The organism is Cellvibrio sp. PSBB006, assembly GCF_002162135.1.
Lineage (GTDB): Bacteria > Pseudomonadota > Gammaproteobacteria > Pseudomonadales > Cellvibrionaceae > Cellvibrio.
In genome coordinates this window covers 692248-713379 of the sequence record NZ_CP021382.1, presented here as the reverse complement: position 1 = coordinate 713379, position 21132 = coordinate 692248, and the positions used below count along the sequence as shown (strand labels likewise).

Below are 21132 nucleotides of genomic sequence, written 5' to 3'. Positions count from 1 at the left end.
AATGCACAGTCCATAACATGCAATTCTGTGCTAAAAAATAAGCATTTCTAAAGGGATCGGAATGTAATGGCTTCACCTGAAATCATTGATTTGGCCAGACTCCTGGCCCCTATCGAGGGCGAATCACCTGCGGGTAATGATATTCGCCAGGACTCTTCGCCCACATCCAACTACCACAGCATCAAAACGGCACGCGCGGCCGCACGTGCTGCCGAACGCAACAGCGTTCACGACGGTGACACATCTGAAGCCGATGAGCATTGGCGAAAAATCATTTCATTAGCACCAGAGATTCTGGCGAAACAAAGCAAAGATTTGGAAATTGCGAGCTGGTTCACAGAAGCACTAATTCGGCGCCATGGTTTTCAAGGGTTGCGTGATGCGTTCCAATTGATTCAAGGTCTGGTTGAGAATTTCTGGGATCACCTCTATCCAATGCCCGATGAAGACGGCATGGAAACGCGCACCGCTCCGCTGTCCGGGTTGAATGGTGAAGGGGCTGAAGGCGTGCTGATTGCCCCCATCAGAAAAGTACCTATCACCGAGGGACAGGACCCAGGCCCTTTCAGTTTCTGGCAATACCAACAAGCGCTTGATGTGCAGCGCTCCGCCAGTGAGGATGCGCGCAACAGCAAGGCGGATAAACTCGGCTTCACATTGGACGACATTGAGAAGGCTGTTAATGAATCCAGCGAAGCCTTTTATACTGATTTGCTCGATGATGTCACCGATGCTATCGCCACCTATCGCAACATTAATCAAATGCTCGAAGCGCACTGCGGTAGCGATGAAGCACCACCAACCCGCAACATTATTAACATTCTTGAAGAATGTCGCGGAGCCATCAGCCACATCGGCAAGCATAAGTTGCCGGTAGCCGTGGAAGAATCCGTTGCAGATGAAACCGCAGAGGGGGCTGACCAGCCCCAAAATGGCTCACCGGCAGCAGCGGTCAAGGTGGGTGCAATCAATTCGCGCGAGACGGCGTTTAAACAGCTCCTGGATATAGCGCAATTTTTCCGTAAAACAGAACCCCACTCCCCCGTTTCCTATGTCCTTGAAAAGGCTGTAAAATGGGGAAACATGCCGCTCAATGAACTCATCGTTGAGCTCATTCCAGACTCTTCATCGCGAGAGCGCTACAGTGAGCTTACTGGCGTAAAAAGTAATGAAGATTAAATCAACATACCTAGCCAAGAGGATTAGGGATCATGTCCGATAGCATACACGACAAACTAAAACGCGTAAGAAAACCCAGGGTTCATATCACCTATGACCTTGAAACAAACGGCGCTGTCGTTGAAAAGGAAATTCCGTTTGTGATGGGCGTTATGGGCGATTACTCCGGTGATAACGCCGATGGCAAGAAAACCCTGAAAGAGCGCAAGTTTTCACAAATCGATCGCGACAACTTCAACGACATCATGTCGAAAGTTAATCCTCAACTGCGCATGAAAGTCGAGAACATGCTGGAAGGCGACGGCAGCGAAATGTCAGTCAACCTCGACTTTAAAAACATGGAAGATTTTGAGCCACACAAAATTGTGGAGCAGATCGAGCCCCTCAAAAAACTGATGGAAACGCGCAACAAACTTCGCGACCTGCTCACCAAGGCAGACCGTTCTGAAGACCTCGAATCCATTCTCGAAGATGTATTGAGCAACACCGCTGCGTTGTCCTCACTGTCCAGTGAGCTCGGTATTGATGGAAGTGAAAACAAGGGTGATAAAGATGGCGAATAATGAACAACAACTGGACACTCAGGCCGCAGAAGCTGAAGCCAAAGAGGTCAGTTTTCTTGAGCAGGCAATTGGTGCAACCAAGCAAACCTCCCGCGATGAAACAGAAGAACTTCTGCGCACCCTGACCAAGGAAGCAATGAAGGGAACCGTTAAGTGGGACAAGAACCTCTCGGTAACTATCAATGCCGCTATCGCCGCAATTGATAAGGCGATGTCCAAGCAATTATCGGCCGTGATGCACAACGAGAAATTCCAAAAACTCGAAGGCTCATGGCGTGGCTTGAATCACCTGGTGATGAACTCGGAAACCAGTTCACAACTCAAGATTCGCATGCTGAATATCAGCAAGAAAGAATTAAGCCGCGATTTGGAAAAAGCGGTAGAGTTTGATCAAAGCCAAATCTTCAAAAAGATTTACGAAAGTGAATTCGGCACTGCCGGTGGCCAGCCTTACGCTGCATTGGTCGGTGATTTTGAGTTCTCGTCTCACCCCGACGACATCTCCTTGCTGTCCAAAATGTCCAATGTGGCTGCGGCTGGTTTCTGTCCGTTTGTTTCTGCTGCTGCGCCGCAAATGTTTGGCTTTGACAGTTACACTGAATTGTCCAAGCCTCGCGACCTGGAAAAAATCTTTGACTCCGCTGAGTATATTCAATGGCGCAGTTTCCGCGACAGCGAAGATTCTCGTTTCGTTACCCTCGCCATGCCGCGCGTTCTGGCTCGCCTGCCCTATGGCTCAGCAACCAAGCCAGTAGAAGCGTTTAACTTCGAAGAAGTCGATCTGAACGACGAAGGTAAACATACTGCGACGGATCATGAAGATTATTGCTGGATGAACGCGGCTTACGCTTTAGGCACCACCTTAACCAAGGCTTACGCTGAATACGGTTGGTGTACCAGCATCCGCGGTGCGGAAGGCGGCGGTAAAGTTGAAGGCCTGCCCAGCCACGTATTTGTGAGTGACGACGGCGACGTCGACCAGAAGTGTCCGACAGAGATCGGCATTACTGATCGCCGCGAAGCTGAATTGAGCAAGCTCGGCTTCCTGCCCTTGTGTCACTACAAAAATACGGATTACGCCGTGTTCTTTGGTGCTCAAACAACCCAGCGCCCGAAAAAATTCGATGACCCGGATGCAACAGCTAACGCTGCGATCTCTGCTCGTCTGCCCTATATCATGGCCACTTCTCGTATCGCTCACTTCCTGAAAGTTATGGCGCGCGACAAGATCGGTTCATTTATGGAAGCGTCAGAAGCAGAAGAGTGGCTGAACCGCTGGATCAACAACTACGTCAACGGTAGCCCCGGTGCAAGTGCTGAAATGAAAGCACGCTATCCGCTCGCGGAAGCGCGTGTTGAAGTAAAAGAAGTTCCTGGTCAGCCCGGTGTTTATAACGCCGTAGCCTGGATGCGTCCCTGGTTGCAAATGGAAGAGCTGACGGCATCGCTGCGTCTGGTTGCCAATATCCCCAAAGCGGGCTAATTGGAGTTCAACTCTGCTTAAAGAGGGGGGATTCCCCCTCTTTCTGTTAACGAAACGGATTATTTTGTGTCAGCACTCAACGACCAACGTGCATCAGCAGCCTCGTCCCCTATGACACAGGTTAGATTTCTCGACACACTTTATTCTCAAGAAGCTTACATCACCACGCTTGATGGATTTCTCGCCGAACCCGATACGCTCAAAGCACTGCGCTATTGGGTAAACGAATTCGAAGATCGGCAACATATACACTCGGCGGACGACATTCATCTCGCCCTGCACCGCTCCATTTCTGTTATCGATCACCTTATCAATGATCAACTGAATGCCACGATACATCACCCGGATTTTCAAAAGCTTGAAGCGTCCTGGCGTGGGCTCTGGTATTTGGCTGTACAGGCGGAAGGCAGTCGAAACATCAAGATCCGTTACCTGGATATCAGCTGGCCTGAGATAGTAAAAGACATAGATCGCGCATTGGATTTTGATCAGAGCCAACTTTTTCAAAAAATTTACAGTGAAGAGTATGGCAGTCCGGGTGGAGAGCCCTACGGTGTGCTGATCGGTGATTATGAAATAAGCCATAAGCGCTCACCACGGCATCCTCACGACGACATTGCCACCCTGAATGGCCTCGCTGAAATTGCGGCAGCATCCTTTGCGCCCTTTATTGCATCAACATCCAGTGAGTTATTTGGCCTGGACGACTTCTCCACGCTTGGTATGCCTCTGGACCTTCAAACTATTTTCGGGCAAGACGAGTACATCAAGTGGCGCGCCCTGCGCGATAAACCCGACAGTCGGTTTATCGGTCTGACCATGCCGCGCGTATTGATGCGAACGCCCTACCGCACCCAACCCGGCAGTTACAAAGGGTTGTTTTTCTATGAAAAACCGGGAACTGGCAAAAAAACCGGTTATCTCTGGGGAAATGCGTCCTATGCCTTCGCTGGCATTTTGATTCGGGAATTCGCCAATGTTGGTTGGTTTGGTCATATTCGCGGCGTGCCGCGCGACCAGATTGGTGGTGGTCTGCTTACCAACTTTCCTATTGCCAGTTTTGAAACGGATGCGCCTAATATTGTTTACAAACCAGTAACAGATGTATTGATTACCGACACGCTCGAACGAGAGCTGAGTGACCTGGGGTTGATCCCTTTATGTCAATGTTACGACACGCCATACAGTGCGTTTTACAGTAATCAATCGCTGCAACGGCCACGTCGCCGCAGCAATCGTAATGAAGAGATCAATGCAAAACTCTCTGCCATGTTGCAACACGTATTGTGTGCATCGCGGGTAGCGCATTACATCAAGGTGATGATTCGGGACAAAATCGGCTCGTTTATTACCGCCGATGAATGCGAGCATTTTTTAACAAAATGGTTATTTAAATACACCACTGGCCGCGAAGATCTGGATTGGGAAGAGCAAGCCAGATATCCCTTGCGCCAGGCTTCGGTCAGGGTAAACGAACATCCGGATAAACCCGGCCAGTATGTTTGTGTTATTCACCTGGTACCTCACTACCAACTGGATCAAATGGTATCCGAGTTGGAATTGGTTACTGAATTGGTTCAAACCAGTTAAGGGTTGACAACGTATGCGCGTCGATAAAAAGAAAGAATTGCGCCCGTCAATCCTGGATCGTTTGCTGGATGACGAGCCCCACATTCAAGTGGAAGCGGACAAGAACCGCCACCAACACCTGCGCGAATTGCGCAACAGTGTCAAACGTGATCTGGAAAATCTGTTGAACACGCGCTACCGCATGGTCGAACCGCCGGAAGAGTTCACGCAACTGGAGTTATCCCTGTTAAATTACGGGCTGCCGGATCTGGCCACCGTGAATATTGCGGATACCGAAAAGAAACGGAATTTCACCCGTCACCTGGAAAAAATTCTGCGTGATTACGAGCCACGATTTAAAACAGTAAAAGTGAACCACGTCGATAACAAAGATAACACTGACAGAACCCTGAGATTCAGGATCGACGCGACACTTTATGCCGATCCGGCGCCGGAGATCGTGATCTTCGATTCGGTCCTCGATCCGGTCTCACGCACTGTCAATGTAGAAGAGTCAAAACATGGCTGATGAGTTACTTCCGTACTACGAAAAAGAGCTGGCTTTTATTCGGCAGATGGGCGCCGAGTTTGCCAAAGAGCATCCCAAAATTGCCGGCCGCCTCGGCATCAGCTCTGAAACGATTGAAGACCCGCATGTTTCGCGGCTGATCGAAAGCTTCGCCTATCTCAATGCGCGTATTCAGCACAAGCTGGATGACGATTTCCCCGAGTTGAGCGATGCACTGCTGACGATTTTATTTCCCCATTACCAGCGTCCGATTCCATCCATGGCTATCGTGCAGTTCGTTGCAGATGATGAACAACTCGATGCAAGCTACCAATTGCCTAAAAATACCTTGCTGGAAACCGAGCAATTTCAAGGCGAAAATTGTCGTTTTTCCACCGTTTATAACACCGAACTGTTGCCGCTGTCCGTGGTGGACGCTAATTTAATCGGGCGCCCTTTCAGCACGCCGGGTTCTTCCTCCGTACGTGGAGCCGGTGGTGTGCTGCGCTTGCGACTGAAGACTTTTAACAACGATATTAACCTTCATGAACTGCGTCCGGATCGGTTGCGTTTTTATCTCAAAGGCCAGTCACAGCACATTCATCCGTTGTATGAGATGTTGTTGAATGAATGTCATAATATTGTGCTGACAACCTCGGAAACCGATACCGCTCCTGTTTACCTTGGCAAAGATGTTATCAAGGCCGTTGGCTTCGGCAGTGAGGAAGGCATTTTCCCCTACCCCCCCTCGTCATTTGTTGGCTACCGTTTACTCACGGAATTTTTTGTCTTTCCGGAAAAATATATGTTCATCGATATTCAGGGCTTGGCGGAAGCGCTACCTGACGATGCGACCAATGAGCTTAATCTTTATATTTATTTAAACAGTTCAGATGTGGAACTGGAGCACAACATCTCTGCCGACACCTTTGTCATGGGATGTACGCCGGTGGTGAACCTTTTCAATCATCGCGCAGATCCTATCAAGATTGATCACACCCGACTGGAATATCAGGTAGTCGCTGACACCCGACGCCCACTGGGTTACGAAGTGCATTCAGTGGATAAAGTCGTGGCTTCCACCTCCTCAGGCGAGAAGAAAGAATACCTGCCTTTTTATGGGCTTAAGCATGAACATCAGGATAATGACAATCACGCATTCTGGTTTGCAGCACGTCGCCACGCCAAATTAAACTATCTGGAACGCGACGAAGGCACGGATGTTTTTTTAAACCTGGTCGATCTGCAATTCAATCCCAACGTACCCGATGATCGCACCCTGATTATCGATACCACCTGCAGCAACCGTGATTTGCCATCAAAGCTGCCGTTTAACCTGGACCAGCCGAAGTTGCAATGCGTGAATGGTGCGCCACCCTGCGAACGTATTCGATGTTTAACACAACCAACCGCGACCATAAGACCACCCTTGCGGGATGGCGCTCGTTGGCGATTGCTCTCGCACCTGAATCTGAATCATTTATCTATCACTGGCGGCAACGATGCAACGGAGGCCATGAAAGAAATCCTGCGTCTTTATGATTTCAAAGAATCCTCAGCCACACGAGCATTGATCGAATCCATCAAATCACTCAATGCACGCCCTGTCAGCGCGCCCTTGAATATTGATGGCCACGCCACACTCTGTCGCGGTATTGAGATTGAAATTGTGATTGATGACGCACTGTCATCCGGCAGTAGCAGCTACTTGTTTGCTTCAGTATTGGAGCATTTTTTTGGACTTTACTGCTCTATCAATTCTTTTACGCGTGTACTGGTAAAACGTAACAACAAAGAAGGCTATCTTAAGAAATGTCCACCCCGAGCCGGCGAAAAAATTCTGCTGTAGTTGAGCAACTGCTTCGTTCACCGCACGCCTATTCGTTTTATCAGGCGGTGCGCTTATTGGAACGAGCTGCATTGTGGGAGTCACGCACACTGACGCCTGGCACCCGCGTACTCGGCGCACGTAATTCTATTGCCAGCTTTGTGCCTCCTGCCACGGAAACCATTCGCCTGCAAACCCAGTCCAGTTTTAAATTCCCTGAGGCAGAAGTTCATAACATCGTGCGTCACAGTGGAACCGGCCCGGGTCCTTCGTGGCGCATGCAAACGAATTTCATGGGTTTGACCGGCAGCATCGGAGTAATGCCCTACCACTACACTGAATTAATCCTGCAACGACTTAAAAAGAAAGATGAATCCCTTGTCCATTTTCTGGACCTCTTCAACCATCGCATCATTTCGCTGTTTTATCAGGCGGGCACCAAGTATTACCTGCCGATTGAATATGAACGAAAGAAGATGGCAAACGGAAGCAAAAAGACGCGCGATACCCACACGCAGGCGCTCTTGTCTTTAATTGGTTTGGGTACACAAGGTTTAACCGGGCGATTGCAAATAAAGGACGAGTCGTTATTATTTTACAGCGGCTTGCTGACGCAGCAGGTACGGACTGCCAGCGGCTTAAAGCAGGTATTGCAGGATTACTTCGATATTCCCGTAAAGATTCAGGAGTTTGTGGGGCAGTGGCAGGAACTGATTCCTGATATTCGCACTCGCCTCGCCTCCCGGATGATGCCCAAAGGGCAAAACGCTCGCCTGGGCCAATCCGCCATGGTGGGCCACAAGGGGTGGTTTGCGCAGGGGAAAATCCGTATTTCCCTGGGGCCGCTCAATCGTGAGCAGTTCTATCGTTTTGCGCCCGGGACCAAAGCCCTGCGCGCGCTCAACGATATGGTACGGATGTACGTGGGCATTGAACGGGATTACGATTTCATCATTGAAGTAAAGCGCAAGGATATTCCCAAGAAGATTACCTTGAGTAAAAATCCCAGCCCGATTATTGGTTGGAATACCTGGTTGTCTACCAGCGACAAACCAGTCCAGGATAACAATGAAACGCTAAAAATTACCGTGTCGGCCAACCGCTTGAAATAAACCGGCACACATCCGACTTCATTTAACATTGGTAAGGATAGAACGATGATCAGCATAGATCTCAAATCTCTGGTAGGTAAGCTCAACGAGCCCTGTCGTAATGCACTTGAGGGAGCCGCCGGGCTTTGTTTGTCACGCACGCACTACAACGTTGAAATCGAGCATTGGCTGTTAAAGTTACTTGAAATTCCTGACAGCGATTTGCTTCTGATACTGGAAAAATTTGAGGTCAATCCAGGTAATCTGGTTCGGCAGTTGAATCGCGAACTGGACATCATCAAAGCGGGCAATTCCCGCGCCCCTGCCCTTTCCCCTACCATCGTCGACCTGGCAAAAAATGCCTGGATGCTGGCCTCTGTGGAGTATGGCCATAGTAAAGCCACGTCTGCACATATTCTCGCAGCCTTGATGCTCGATGAAAATTTGCGTCGCGCAACCGAAGCCACCTCCGGTGAGCTGAAAAAAATACTGCCGGAATCTCTGCGTGATGTGGTTCGGGCCATCGTCGGCACCACCACCGAATCAAGAAGTTCAAACGTTGGTGATACATCCTCCGGTGATGCGCCGGCCATGGGTGCACCCAGCAAGTCGCCCGCGCTGGATAAATTTACCGTTAACCTGACGGAAGCGGCCAAAAGCGGCAAGATCGATGCCGTGTTGGGGCGCGATGAAGAAGTGCGTCAAATTATTGATATTCTGATCCGCCGTCGCCAAAACAACCCTATCCTCACCGGTGAAGCCGGTGTGGGAAAAACCGCTGTTGTAGAAGGCTTTGCATTGCGTATAGCCTCGGGCGATGTACCTGATCAATTAAAAAACGTCACAATTCGCAGCCTCGATCTGGGTTTGTTGCAAGCTGGTGCGAGTGTTAAGGGTGAATTTGAAAATCGATTGAAGTCTGTCATTGCCGAAGTGAAAGCGTCCCCGGAACCCATCATCATGTTTATTGATGAGGCTCACACCTTGATCGGCGCTGGCGGTAAAGAAGGCCAAGGTGATGCCGCAAACCTGTTGAAGCCTGCTTTGGCTCGCGGAGAATTGCGCACTATCGCCGCAACAACCTGGGCTGAATATAAAAAGTATTTCGAACGCGACCCGGCACTGACCCGTCGTTTTCAGGTAGTAAAAATCGAGGAGCCCAGCGAAGAGAAAGCCATCAATATGATGCGCGCCATCTCTGAAATGCTGCAAAACCACCACCGCGTGCGCATTATCGACGAAGCGATTGTGGACTCTGTGCGACTTTCCAGTCGTTACATTACCGCCCGCCAATTGCCCGATAAATCTGTCAGCCTGCTGGACACCGCCTGCGCCCGCGTCGCGCTCAGTCAAAGCGCAACACCGGCAGCAATTGAAGACACACGCCGTCGTATTACCCAATGCGAAGCGACTATCCAATCCCTCGGCCGCGAAAATGCATCGCTGGGCAATTGTGAAGAACGTATTGCACAACTGATTGCAGAAAAAGACAGTTTACAAACCCATTTAGTGGAACAGGAAGCGCAGTGGCATAAGGAAGCGGAAAAAGTTAAAGAAATCCACGCGCTGCAAAAACAAATTGAAGATGACTTCCATGCACGCAACCTGAGCCCGGAGAAAGCCAAGGACCCGAAAGCACCGCAAGCATTGAGCGATGAAGACCTGGCAAAAGTGAAAGAATCCCTGCATAAACTGCGCGAGGAGTTGGCAGAGTTACAAGGCGAGACGCCTATGATCCAGGTTAACGTCAATAGCCAGGCTATCGCCGAAGTTGTGGCTAACTGGACCGGCATCCCCGTAGGCAAGATGGTTTCCAACGAAATCAAAGCCGTGCTGGAATTACAAAACGTCATGGGCGAGCGTGTAATCGGACAACCCCATGCGCTGGAAGCTATTGCGCAAAGTATTCGCACATCCCGTGCAGGTTTGACTGATCCGCGTAAGCCTATTGGTGTGTTCTTTATGGTGGGTTCGAGCGGTGTGGGTAAAACCGAAACGGCTTTGGCGCTGGCGGACATTCTTTACGGCGGCGAACAAAATATTACCGTCATCAATATGTCGGAATTTAAGGAAGAGCACAAAGTTTCCATGCTGCTGGGCTCACCACCCGGTTATGTAGGTTACGGCGAAGGTGGTGTGCTGACCGAAGCAGTGCGACGTAAACCTTACAGCGTAGTATTGTTAGATGAGATGGAAAAAGCCCACCCCGGCGTGCAGGATATTTTTTATAACCTGTTCGACAAAGGCACCATTAAAGATGGTGAAGGCCGCGATATCGACTTCCGCAACACCGTTATCATCATGACGTCTAATGCCGGCGAAGAACACATTCGTGCAATGTGTGCAGCGCAAGAGGAAAAACCTGATCCAGAAGTATTGTTGGATAACTTCCGCCCGCAATTGTTGCGTTATTTCAAACCGGCATTTCTGGGACGCACCACCGTCATCCCTTACTATCCTTTGGGCGATGAAGATCTGATGAAGATTTGTGTGATCAACATGAACCGCATCAAGAAACGCGTCAAAGAGCATTACAATGCGGAATTCAGTTACGATGAGGATGTGTTATTGAATATTGTCGCACGCAGCCAGGAAGTGGATACCGGCGCGCGCAATATTGAAAACATCCTGACGCGCACGATGCTACCGGCGATAGCCGCAGAATGTCTGGCACGGATGGCCAACAATGAAGACATTCAAAAGATTCACATCGGTGCAACAGAAGAAGGCGGTTTTAGCTATAACATTGAGTAAATCCGTGGCTCGCCACCAACAGGCTCACTGTTGGTGGCGGCTTGGCCTGTAACCCAACTGCATGCAACCGTTAATGACTATCCTCTACAGCTACTGTTTATTTGTGCCCTTATGTTAATCAATCACACCCACGGACGCGGCGTGAACAACCACCGCCAATTCGTTTTTCCTACTGGCATCCGCTACCAGCCGCTTAAATCATTGTTGCGTGTCATCGTCTATCTATTGGTAATCTGCTGGTGGTTACCGGCTCATGCATCGTCAGCACAAGAAACCGCAGCAGTGATAGCGCTGGATAATGACTATCAGCGCATCAGTGCCAGCGCGTTTCAGGAACTGGCAAATAAGAATCCTACCTTAGTACTCGATAAAAAAAATATCGCAGCATTGGTGCGTCAAACTTCGCGCGCAGATGAGGCAGGCAACAGCACACAGGTTATTCTGTTGATTGCAGCCAATATACCGCTGGTCCAACATAATATCAGCGATAAATCGGTCGCCACTCTGGGTCGCTTGCTGTTCAAACACCAGGCAACGGGGTTGGCAACAAATCTGTTGGCGTTGGCGGCACGCAGCGGTGATGAATACGCAGAAGCACGACTCAAATTTGAGTACGCGCGCTATCTGGCGTCCTCGCACCAATGGCAAGATGCCTACGCTGAGTTAAAAGCAATTGACATCAACAATGCCTTGTCGCAAAAGGAAGCTGATGAAGCCCAGATCATTATGGGGGCAGCCTTGCAGCATCAGAAAAAACACCGCAAGGCAGTGGAATATTTCTCGCGGTTAAAGCCGGAATCCGAACAGTACCGTATCGCTCAACTTAACACGGCAGTGGCATATATCCGCCAGGACTGGTGGACCGATGCACACATTGCAATAAAAGATGCGCTTGAAGTGGGGCCATCGAAAGATGAAATGGCAAACCGTTTGTACACACTGCTGGGGTTTTCCCAAATACAGCATGGGTTTTATCGCGATGCACGGGAGAGCTTCCGTCATGTGCACTTAAACAGCGGCTACGCAAATCGCGCGTTATTGGGACTAGGTGTAGCCGCGCTGCATCAGGAAGATTTTATCGGTGCACTCAACGCATTCAATCATTTAAAAAAGAAAGATGAGCATGATATCTCTGTGGCTGAATCTTATCTGTTAAGTGCATTCTCTCTGGTTCAGCTCAAACAAAATAAAACGGCATCCGCCAGCTATACCGAAGCCATTACCTACTATGAACAACAGGTGAATTTGTACAACACGCTGTCCAGGAATATGGCGAATCCGGCACAACTCTCACCGGAACAGCGAGATGTTTTGCAGGCAGAATTGCGCGATCACCCGACATTACAAGCGCTAAACACCAGGCGACAACTACTCAGCTTTTTGCAAACACAGCCGCTGTCAACCAGCACAGACAAGGCTGTTGATGCCTTGGCTAGTCGGTTGAACCAAACCTATCTTGAACAAGTGCGCGCGCTACTCGACAAAAAACGCACCGTTATTGACAGCTACCTCAGCCAATCGCGCTTTGGCCTGGCCCGACTATTTGATACCCAATGATGCGTAACATTACTTATTTTTTATTCCTGATACCCGGGCTGTTGACCTTGCATGCATGTAGCACCCAGCAGCCGGAAGAAACACTGCGCCTGCTGGATGTGCAGGGTGACAATGTCGAACAAAACGAGGTTTTTGTTAAACCGAAAAGCGAAGAGGAAATCAAGGAAGCTTATTACAATTACATTAAATCCGCGCCGGCTGATGACAAGTCGCGACTCTCTGCCATTAATCGCCTGGCAGAGTTGGAGATGAAACGTATCAACGACCTGGTAAAAAACACTCAGGATCAGGCGGACGTCGAAGACCGTATTTACCGGGAGTCCTTGGAGAAAACACTGAGCCTGCTGGAAACCTCGTTGCGTGAATATCCCGATGCCAAAGGTAACGATAAAACCCTGTACCAGCTCGCTCGCACCCATGATCAGCTTGGCCATCACGAAGAGTCCCTTGCGGCACTTGAGCGATTGTGTGCAACCTACCCCGCCTCGCCCTATTACGCCGAAGCCCAATTCCGCATTGGCGAAAATGCTTTTATTCAGGGCGATTACATCACCGCTGAAGATGCCTACACAGAAGCTATTTTCACGTCAGTAGGTGACGTTTTCTATGAGCGATCGTTATTCAAACGGGGCTGGGCACGTTACAAGCAGGCGCTCTATCTTGAAGCGGCAGACGATTACCTTGCGGCACTTAAGCATCATAAATTTGGCGATGTTGATGCACTCTCCAGCAGTGAAAAAGATCAGTTTGACGAATACTTTCGCGCTATCGGTTTAGCCTTTGCTAACCTCGATAGCACGGAGATTCTGCAAGACTATTTTTCCGACGAGGCTGATTTTCAGTATCTCTATCACACCTACAAGGTTATCAGTGACATTTACCTGAAGCAGGAGCGCTATTCTGACGCAGCGGAAACCTTGCAAGAATTTATTTCTGCCAACCCCAACTCGCCCAAAGTGCCGCGCGCGTATTTGCAACAGATCGACATCTGGAAACTCGGCAAATTCAAGACACGCTTTCAGGAAACCATGGAGGTTGTTTACAACCGTTTTCAACCGGACAGCAGCTACTGGCAAACTGCGGATAATGCCGCTGAGCAAAAAATAGTTGCGGACTCGCTGCGCAACCATCTATTGCAGGTGGCGGCCTGGCATCAGGAGGATTATCAACAATCCAAAAAAGCGGCGGCCTTTGCCCAGGCGAACAACTGGTATCAACGTTATCTGCAACACTACACGGCCTACGCGCAACAGGATAAGGTTTACACACTGTATGCAGAGTTACTCGCTGCAGAAAACCGTCATCAGGATGCCATTCACTACTTCGCCCTGGCCGCGTATGACGGTGATATTGTGCTGAACAAGGAAGCCGCCTATGCAACTATCGTCCTGTCCGATAAATTGTACGAGACAGACAAAAACAATCCGCTATGGTTGGACAAGCATATTCAATATGCATTGACCTCGGCACAGCTCTACCAGACCGAGCCGCGCTATCAAAAAGTGGCTCTGCACGCAGCGGAGCTGGCCTTTAATCATCAGCGTTATACCGAAACCATTGCATTAGCTAACACACTACCCGACAGTGCCGCTGAAGGCACCCTCTACGAGGCAAATCTGCTGAAAGGTCTTGCTTATCTTAAACTGGCACAACATAAAGAAGCAGAAACCATCTTTGCCGACTTGCTTGATCAACCACTTGGCCGGGAACAACAACGACGCATCAGCGATAACCTGGCATTGGCGATTTATCAGCAGGCGGAATTGAATATCAAAGAAAATCGTTTGGCTGACGGCATTCAGGATTACGCGCGCGTAGCGCAACGTGTGCCGGCATCAGAGATAGCGCCGACATCACTCTATGAAGCCATTGCGTTATCGATGAAACATGAACAATGGCAAGGCGCTATTGGTTACATTCAGCAATTCCAGCAATTATTTCCCAAACACGCTTTAAATAAAGATGCGACCCGGCAGTTGTCGACAGCGTATTTAAAAGCTGGTGACGGGGCAAAAGCGGCGCAGGCGTTTGAGCAGATTTCTGCCCAGGAAGACAATCAGGATGTGAAGATGGCGGCACTCTGGCAGGCGGCAGAACTGTATGAGTCTAAAAACAATCACGAGGCGGCTATTCGCTCCTATCGCACTTACGCCAATACCTACACTCGTCCGTATCCGCAATACATGGAAGCTATGTACAAATTAACCCAGCTTTATGAAAAAACACGGGAACAGGATAAGGTGGTTTTCTGGCAAGAGAAAATTGCATTGGCAGATAAACAAGCCAGCAAGAATAATAAAACGGAACGCACCAATTTTATTGCATCGCGCATCACGCTGGATCTGGCAAAACAAAAACACCAGCAATTTGCAGCTCGCCGTTTGGTAGAACCCTTAACAGAAAACCTGCGTATCAAGAAAAAGTTAATGCAGGATGCCATCGCACTCTATGGTCAGGCCTCTGTGTACAGCCACCCAGAGATCACGACCGAATCAACCTATGCTATCGGTCAGATCTACCAGCATTTCGCCAGCGCCCTGCTCGACTCAGAGCGACCAAAACACCTTACCGGTGACCAGTTGGAGCAATACAATATTCTTATTGAGGACCAGGCGTTTCCGTTCGAGGAAAAGGCCATCGAGTTTTACGAAATCAATCTGGCCCGCACAAAAGATGGAACCCGTAGCGAGTGGATCAGTGAAAGCCGTAAGGCGTTGGTGGTGCTCTTCCCGGTGCGCTACGACCGCAAGGGTAAACTGGAGGTTTATCGCCATGATATTTAATCCACTGAAGAGCCAATGGTGGTTCGGTTTGACGTTATTGGTTCTGGCGGGTTGTGCCACCCAATCGCCCTCGGAAAAAACCCCGGACTCAACCAGCGCGCTTCCGACCACCCTGACACCAGCCGAAGCTAAAAACTACCAAAGCGCCGTAGCACGTATCGAGGAAGGTGAGGCAGGCAAAGCGATTAATAGCCTTAAAAAACTTACCCAGGCACACCCGGGGCAGCCTGGTATTTGGCTCAATCTGGCTATTGCCTACTACAAGAATGGCGAGCTGGATGAAGCCAAAGTTACTCTGGACCAGGCACAAGACGTTAACAACAAGATTCCTGAGATATACAACCTGGCTGGATTAATTGCGGTCGACCAAGGGGATTACACCGCTGCGAATAAGCATTACCAAACAGCCTTGAAGCTCAACAAGCATTTTGCCGAGGCGCATTACAACCTGGCGTTGCTATGCGACATTTTTTATCAGGATATTGGTCGCGCGGTGGAGCATTATCAACAGTACCTGGCCCTGATCAAACAGGAAGACAAAGCCACTACCGCCTGGGTAGAGGAACTGAAATTGACACTGAAACGTCGAGGTGAAGGATGAGATACAGCCTGATAACTGCACTTATGGTATTCACCCTGCCCGCCTGGTCAGCTGAGGATCGTATTGAGCTGGAAACCACGCGCATCAAGGGAAATCAGGAGCTCCCGCAAATTCTGTATGTAGTGCCCTGGAAAGATATGGAAACCACAAAGGATGCCGAACAAAAACTGGTCCTCCATGATTTTTTTGGCGAGTTGTACAGCCCCGTCGTACCGGCACAGATGCAACAAGAATCAGAGCTGGGAGAATGAGATAAGCAACGCCAGTCGTCGCACCCATTCAGTGCACGCCAGTCACACGTTTGCCGTTTCGTTAACCACTCTAGCGCCGAGGCGGACGCGCAAAGTCACATTCTTGTGATGGAATTTCTCCATATCGCTCAGCAAATGAACAAAGCCCCGACTGCCCTGTCACTGGAGGTTTCGGGCGTGAATTTTGCTGCTAAAACAACAGAGATTCATCAACACATCAAATAAGCTGGGCTACTATAACCAAGGCCGCAGCCATTTTTCTGGCCCGGACTTCCGAATAACACAGAGTTCATGAGTTAGTATGAAGCACGCCCATTTGCTAGAGCAGTTATTTCGCGAAATCGACACCGTTATTATCAGTCGACAACACCCCGTCACCGGCTTACTTCCCGCCAGTACAGCAGTCAATAACCACGGCAACTACACCGATGCCTGGGTGCGCGATAACGTTTATTCCGTTATCTCCGTCTGGGGCTTAAGCGTGGCATTTCGGCGCCAGGGGGAATCCAGCAAAAGCGACTTGCTTGAGCAAGCCACCGTCAAACTGATGCGCGGCCTGTTGCAATCCATGATGCGTCAGGCAAATAAGGTGGAAGCCTTCAAGTACAGTTTGAGCAATAACGACGCGCTCCATGCCAAATACGACACAGCCAGCGGTTTGCCAGTGGTGGCGGACGATGCCTGGGGTCATTTGCAGATTGATGCGACGTCACTTTACTTACTCATGCTTGCGCAAATGACCTGTTCCGGCCTGCGCATTGTTTGCACGCCCGATGAAGTGGATTTTGTACAAAACCTGGTTTACTACATCTCCAGCGCGTATCGCACGCCGGATTACGGTATCTGGGAGCGCGGTAATAAGATCAACAATGGGCGCACCGAAATCAATGCCAGTTCGGTGGGCATGGCAAAAGCAGCTTTGCAGGCATTGGATGGTTTTAACCTGTTTGGCGAGCACGCCAACAAGCGCGCAACGATTCACGTGATTGCCGACGCCGTTGCTTTGGCGCGCAGCACCCTGGCGTCATTACTACCGCGGGAATCGCTCTCGAAAGAGTCGGACAGTGCGCTGTTAAGTATTATCGGTTTTCCAGCTTTTGCCGTCGGTAAAGAAACCCTCGCCACCCAAACCCGCGACGCTATCCTCACCAAATTGGGTGGCAATTACGGTTGTAAGCGTTTCCTGTGGGATGGTCACCAAACCATGCTGGAAGAAAGTTCGCGCATCTATTACGAACATTCCGAATTAGCAAATTTTGAGCATATTGAATCCGAATGGCCGTTGTTTTATACCTATCTGTATATCAATGCGCTCTTTGATGGAACGCTCACTACAGCGAAATACTACCGGCAGAAACTGGAGTCACTGTTGGTGTTCCGCGATGGTTTCGGCCTCTTGCCCGAACTCTATTACGTGCCGTTCGACAGTATTGCTGCTGAAAAGAAAAATCCCCGCTCACAAAAACGTTTACCCAACGATAACGTGCCGCTGGTGTGGGCCCAGAGTTTATACCTCACGGGTTTGATGATGGATGAAGGTCTGCTGCGCAGTGATGACCTTGATCCGTTAAAGATGCGGCGGCGCTCCACCAAATTTATCAAATCGCAAATTGCGTTGGTGGTGCTCGCGGAAAATGACGAAGTTAAACAGCATCTCGCCCGGCACGGCGTGATCGCCGAAAGTTTGCAGGATATCAAACCCATGGCGGTAGCATCGGCACCCGCATTAACCGAAGTCTATGCCCATGTTGGGGAAAATAAATCGCTCGGATTGACCGGCCGGCCACGCCGTCGCCTGCAAAGCCTGGCAACGTCCCAGACCTATGAAATTAATAACAAGGTGTACCTCTGTCTGTCTTCCATTCAAAGTGAACGGGAAGATTACCGTATGTACGATGCGCATCTGATGAGCCAGATCATCACTGAAGAAATCGCACATATCTACAAGCATTGGTTAAGCCCCGAAGTCGCTGTATTTACGTTGTTAATTGATCAACACCTGGCGCATATTCCCAACGTGGAAGAGTTATTTGCGACCTTGCAGGAACTGCAATTACGCAGCAAACATGACTACATCGGCTACGCCTCGGCCAACCTCGCCTACCGCGCCTCGCGCGTTAATCATTTAAGTGTGCCGCATCTCCAGGTGCATTCCGTCAGCACCCAGTCATTACAGAAAGTCCATGAGCATGAAGTGCATGTCAGCAGCGAATTCTTGCGCGCGCCGGCCAAAAAACTGCTCGATGAATTCTACCAGCAAAGCGAAATCATCACTTATCGTCGCCTGACGCAATTTATTAAAGACTTGTCACTGACCGACAATATTGCCAGAGATGGCCAATTGGTCCTGCTGAAAGATTTTCTTAAGGAAGTCTATCGCCGTGCCGAGAAAAACAACTTTTGGTTGATCGCTCGTATGTGCTTCGGCCAATTGAACTATTCATTAAATGAATTATCGGACAGCCTCACGCTGATCGCTGCGCGCAATCTTTCCATTATCGTAGGCGACAAGAACTTTACCGAAATCAAGGTGGATCAATCCTTTTCCAACAAAAGCTTCTTTGACAATGTGCAGCATATCTTCCCCGATCCGCTGGAGCGCACCTTGGTGTTGGAACTGTTGTCGGCGATCGGCTATTTGATTCGCATTGAGCCTAAACTGTTTGATGGCTTGCGTTCCATTCAATTACGCAATTTCATCATGTTATATGCCATGGACAAAGGTGATGCCGATGATGTCTCCATGCACGAGTGGCTGGGTTTGCAATCGCCGTGCAAGCTGTTGCGCAAACTGGAAAGCATTCTGGTTTCACGCAAGCGGGTCTTTGCCCAGGGTGTCAACCATGTTGCGCCCTATAAAATCTTTCACGAGCAAGACATTCTGCACGATAGCATGGCTAATGCGGTCGATACGGACTGGCTGGAATGGCGTATCGCACGCGGGCTGATTACTCACTTTGATGACAGCTTCCTGCGCGATATCTGGCACAGCCTGATGTTTACGCCCAAGCTTATTTTTGGTGATGCCAACTGTGCTGACTTTGTACTGGACTGTGAAATTATCCGCAGCTCCATGACGCCGGGAGAAGCCAGCTTTGCTCACCTGATTGATCACTTGACCCACCAGCTCCACCCGGCTTATTACAAGAGTGCTGTTGTGGAAGCGCTCTATGCGTACACGCAATTTTGTATCAATAATCCACAAGTGCGTTTTAATCAACCGCTGGCATTCAGTGAGGTATTGGAAAAAGCGGCAAAGCGTTTTGCCGCTGAACACAAGGATAAACAACCACCGTTTGGTCGCGATCTGGATGCACTGATGCGCCAGTCACCCCACGTGTTCAACCTGTATGTAACCTTGGTTTACGCGGACATTACCCAGCCGTATTAGCACCGGTTTCTTCACCGTCCACAGAATTGTTTACTCAAAATTTACGCGCTGACCAGGAACCGACATAGCTTTTTTATGCGCCGCATTCGTACCATGTGTTTCCCTTTGCAAACGCGTTGCCGTTATGAAACTCTTTGGTCCGATGTGGCTCATCCTGGGCGTTATTCTGAATATCCAGGCGTTTTTTATGCTATGGCCGCTTGCTCTGGCAAGCATCCTGGATACCGGTGATCAATTACCTTTCTTCCTCTCTGCTGCCATAACGTGCTGCGCCGGTATCTGCGCGTTGGTTATCGGTCATCGCGCCAATGTTAATAATATTGTGCCGCGCCAGGTATTCCTAACCACATCAGCCGCCTGGTTAAGTGTTTCAGCATTCGGTTGTTTGCCTTTTCTGTTGGTTAAACAGCCGCTCACGTTTACCAATGCGTTTTTTGAGTCTGTCTCCGGCGTCACCACCACGGGCTCTACGGTATTGATTGGATTGGATAACATGGCGCCAGACCTGCTGTTGTGGCGATCATTATTGCAATGGATGGGTGGTATCGGCGTCATTGGTATGGCTGTGGCTGTGTTGCCCTTCTTGCGCGTTGGCGGCATGCGTTTGTTTAAAACCGAATCATCGGATTGGTCCGAAAAAGCCACGCCCCGCGCCCATAGTCTGATCAAGGCCATGGTGTATTGTTATGTCTGTTTATCGCTGCTGTGCATGGTGAGTTATCGACTGACCGGCATGGATTGGTTCAATGCCATCAACCATGCAATGACCACGGTCTCCACCGGCGGTTACTCCACATCTGACAGTTCCTTCGGGCAATTTAGCAATCTTGCCAGCCATTGGGTTTCCATTATTTTTATGCTTCTGGGTGCCATGCCCTTTGTATTATTTGTTCGCTGGTTTATGCACGGCAAATTCCTGCTATTAAAAGACTCCCAAGTGCGTGGTTTATTATTAATTGTTGCTGTTACTGCCATAGTGCTCGCTATACCACTGTGGCGTGAAGGCGCTTCGATATTTAACGCGATTACTGTCACGACCTTTAATCTGGTTTCCGTTATCACCACCTGCGGATACGCATCGACAGATTATCAACTCTGGGGACCGCTGGCTGTGTTAGTGTTTTTCTTTTGTACCTTTATCGGCGGTTGTTCCGGGTCAACCAGCGGCGGGTTAAAAATATTTCGCTTGCAATTGCTTGCGGGCATGGTGAAGGGTCAATTTACAACGGCGATTCATCCGCGCGCCGTGGTTCGCCATCGTTACAATAATCGCCTGGTCAGCCCGGAAATTATCTCATCGTCGGTTGCGTTTATTTTAATGATGGCACTTTCCTGGGTCATGATCTCTGCCATACTTGCCGCTACCGGGCTTGACCTTGTCACCAGTATTACCGGTGCCGCCACCGCTCTGACAAATGTCGGCCCGGGATTAGGCACTATCATTGGCCCTGCTGGTAATTTTGAACCGCTCAGTGACATGGCAAAATGGGCATTAGCCGTTGGGATGCTCCTGGGCCGATTGGAATTTTTAACATTGCTGGTGATATTTTCCAAAGCTTTCTGGAAAAATTAAT

The 21132-nt window shown here is 49.6% G+C and carries 14 protein-coding genes; all 14 read left to right on the top strand.

What is annotated here, in order from left to right:
• The first annotated feature begins 66 nt into the window (after positions 1-66).
• The 14 genes from tssA (at position 67) to CBR65_RS03150 (ending at position 21131) form a co-directional block, all read left to right on the top strand.
• A complete protein-coding gene (gene tssA / locus CBR65_RS03215; protein ID WP_087465508.1) occupies positions 67-1179 on the top strand; it encodes a type VI secretion system protein TssA in 1113 nt (370 codons plus the stop codon).
• Between the two features lie 32 nt (positions 1180-1211).
• Positions 1212-1742 (top strand): type VI secretion system contractile sheath small subunit, encoded by a 531-nt coding sequence (gene tssB, locus CBR65_RS03210; RefSeq protein WP_087465507.1) that lies wholly within the window; start codon positions 1212-1214, stop codon positions 1740-1742.
• Positions 1732-3225 (top strand): type VI secretion system contractile sheath large subunit, encoded by a 1494-nt coding sequence (tssC, locus tag CBR65_RS03205; RefSeq protein ID WP_087465506.1) that lies wholly within the window; start codon positions 1732-1734, stop codon positions 3223-3225. Before tssB ends, tssC (CBR65_RS03205) begins: the two co-directional genes overlap by 11 nt.
• A 66-nt stretch (positions 3226-3291) precedes the next feature.
• A complete protein-coding gene (gene tssC / locus CBR65_RS03200; RefSeq protein WP_232461339.1) occupies positions 3292-4815 on the top strand; it encodes a type VI secretion system contractile sheath large subunit in 1524 nt (507 codons plus the stop codon).
• A gap of 13 nt (positions 4816-4828) precedes the next feature.
• Positions 4829-5323, top strand: a complete 495-nt coding sequence (gene tssE, locus CBR65_RS03195) for a type VI secretion system baseplate subunit TssE (RefSeq protein ID WP_087465504.1) — start codon at positions 4829-4831, stop codon at positions 5321-5323.
• On the top strand, positions 5316-7151 hold the full coding sequence (gene tssF, locus CBR65_RS03190; protein ID WP_087465503.1) for a type VI secretion system baseplate subunit TssF: 1836 nt from the start codon (positions 5316-5318) through the stop codon (positions 7149-7151). The genes tssE and tssF overlap by 8 nt, the downstream gene beginning before the upstream one ends.
• Positions 7115-8242, top strand: a complete 1128-nt coding sequence (gene tssG / locus CBR65_RS03185) for a type VI secretion system baseplate subunit TssG (RefSeq protein WP_087465502.1) — start codon at positions 7115-7117, stop codon at positions 8240-8242. Before tssF ends, tssG begins: the two co-directional genes overlap by 37 nt.
• Positions 8243-8287: 45 nt before the next feature.
• Positions 8288-10975 carry a type VI secretion system ATPase TssH gene (gene tssH / locus CBR65_RS03180; protein ID WP_087465501.1) on the top strand — a complete coding sequence of 896 codons (2688 nt, stop codon included), beginning with the start codon at positions 8288-8290 and terminating at the stop codon, positions 10973-10975.
• A gap of 111 nt (positions 10976-11086) precedes the next feature.
• Positions 11087-12532, top strand: coding sequence for a hypothetical protein (locus CBR65_RS03175; RefSeq protein WP_157671955.1), 1446 nt, complete (start codon positions 11087-11089; stop codon positions 12530-12532).
• On the top strand, positions 12529-15315 hold the full coding sequence (locus CBR65_RS03170) for a tetratricopeptide repeat protein (protein ID WP_087465499.1): 2787 nt from the start codon (positions 12529-12531) through the stop codon (positions 15313-15315). The genes CBR65_RS03175 and CBR65_RS03170 overlap by 4 nt, the downstream gene beginning before the upstream one ends.
• A complete protein-coding gene (locus CBR65_RS22220) occupies positions 15305-15916 on the top strand; it encodes a tetratricopeptide repeat protein (RefSeq protein WP_198300865.1) in 612 nt (203 codons plus the stop codon). Before CBR65_RS03170 ends, CBR65_RS22220 begins: the two co-directional genes overlap by 11 nt.
• Positions 15913-16167: a hypothetical protein gene (locus CBR65_RS03160; RefSeq protein ID WP_087465497.1), complete on the top strand. Its 255-nt coding sequence runs from the start codon at positions 15913-15915 to the stop codon at positions 16165-16167. The genes CBR65_RS22220 and CBR65_RS03160 overlap by 4 nt, the downstream gene beginning before the upstream one ends.
• Before the next feature lie 301 nt (positions 16168-16468).
• Entirely contained in the window at positions 16469-19558 is a 3090-nt protein-coding gene (locus CBR65_RS03155; protein WP_087465496.1) for a glycoside hydrolase family 15 protein, read from the top strand.
• Between the two features lie 124 nt (positions 19559-19682).
• Positions 19683-21131, top strand: coding sequence for a TrkH family potassium uptake protein (locus tag CBR65_RS03150; protein ID WP_087465495.1), 1449 nt, complete (start codon positions 19683-19685; stop codon positions 21129-21131).
• The last annotated feature ends 1 nt before the right edge of the window (position 21132 follow it).

Bases quoted from the DNA above. Each gene is read 5' to 3' on its own strand.
- tssF (WP_087465503.1), top strand. From the start codon at position 5,316: ATGGCTGATGAGTTACTTCCGTACTACGAAAAAGAGCTGGCTTTTATT.
- tssG (WP_087465502.1), top strand. From the start codon at position 7,115: ATGTCCACCCCGAGCCGGCGAAAAAATTCTGCTGTAGTTGAGCAACTG.
- tssA (WP_087465508.1), top strand. From the start codon at position 67: ATGGCTTCACCTGAAATCATTGATTTGGCCAGACTCCTGGCCCCTATC.
- CBR65_RS03150 (WP_087465495.1), top strand. From the start codon at position 19,683: ATGAAACTCTTTGGTCCGATGTGGCTCATCCTGGGCGTTATTCTGAAT.
- CBR65_RS22220 (WP_198300865.1), top strand. From the start codon at position 15,305: ATGATATTTAATCCACTGAAGAGCCAATGGTGGTTCGGTTTGACGTTA.
- tssH (WP_087465501.1), top strand. From the start codon at position 8,288: ATGATCAGCATAGATCTCAAATCTCTGGTAGGTAAGCTCAACGAGCCC.
- tssC (WP_087465506.1), top strand. From the start codon at position 1,732: ATGGCGAATAATGAACAACAACTGGACACTCAGGCCGCAGAAGCTGAA.
- CBR65_RS03170 (WP_087465499.1), top strand. From the start codon at position 12,529: ATGATGCGTAACATTACTTATTTTTTATTCCTGATACCCGGGCTGTTG.
- tssB (WP_087465507.1), top strand. From the start codon at position 1,212: ATGTCCGATAGCATACACGACAAACTAAAACGCGTAAGAAAACCCAGG.
- CBR65_RS03155 (WP_087465496.1), top strand. From the start codon at position 16,469: ATGAAGCACGCCCATTTGCTAGAGCAGTTATTTCGCGAAATCGACACC.
- CBR65_RS03175 (WP_157671955.1), top strand. From the start codon at position 11,087: ATGTTAATCAATCACACCCACGGACGCGGCGTGAACAACCACCGCCAA.
- tssE (WP_087465504.1), top strand. From the start codon at position 4,829: ATGCGCGTCGATAAAAAGAAAGAATTGCGCCCGTCAATCCTGGATCGT.
- CBR65_RS03160 (WP_087465497.1), top strand. From the start codon at position 15,913: ATGAGATACAGCCTGATAACTGCACTTATGGTATTCACCCTGCCCGCC.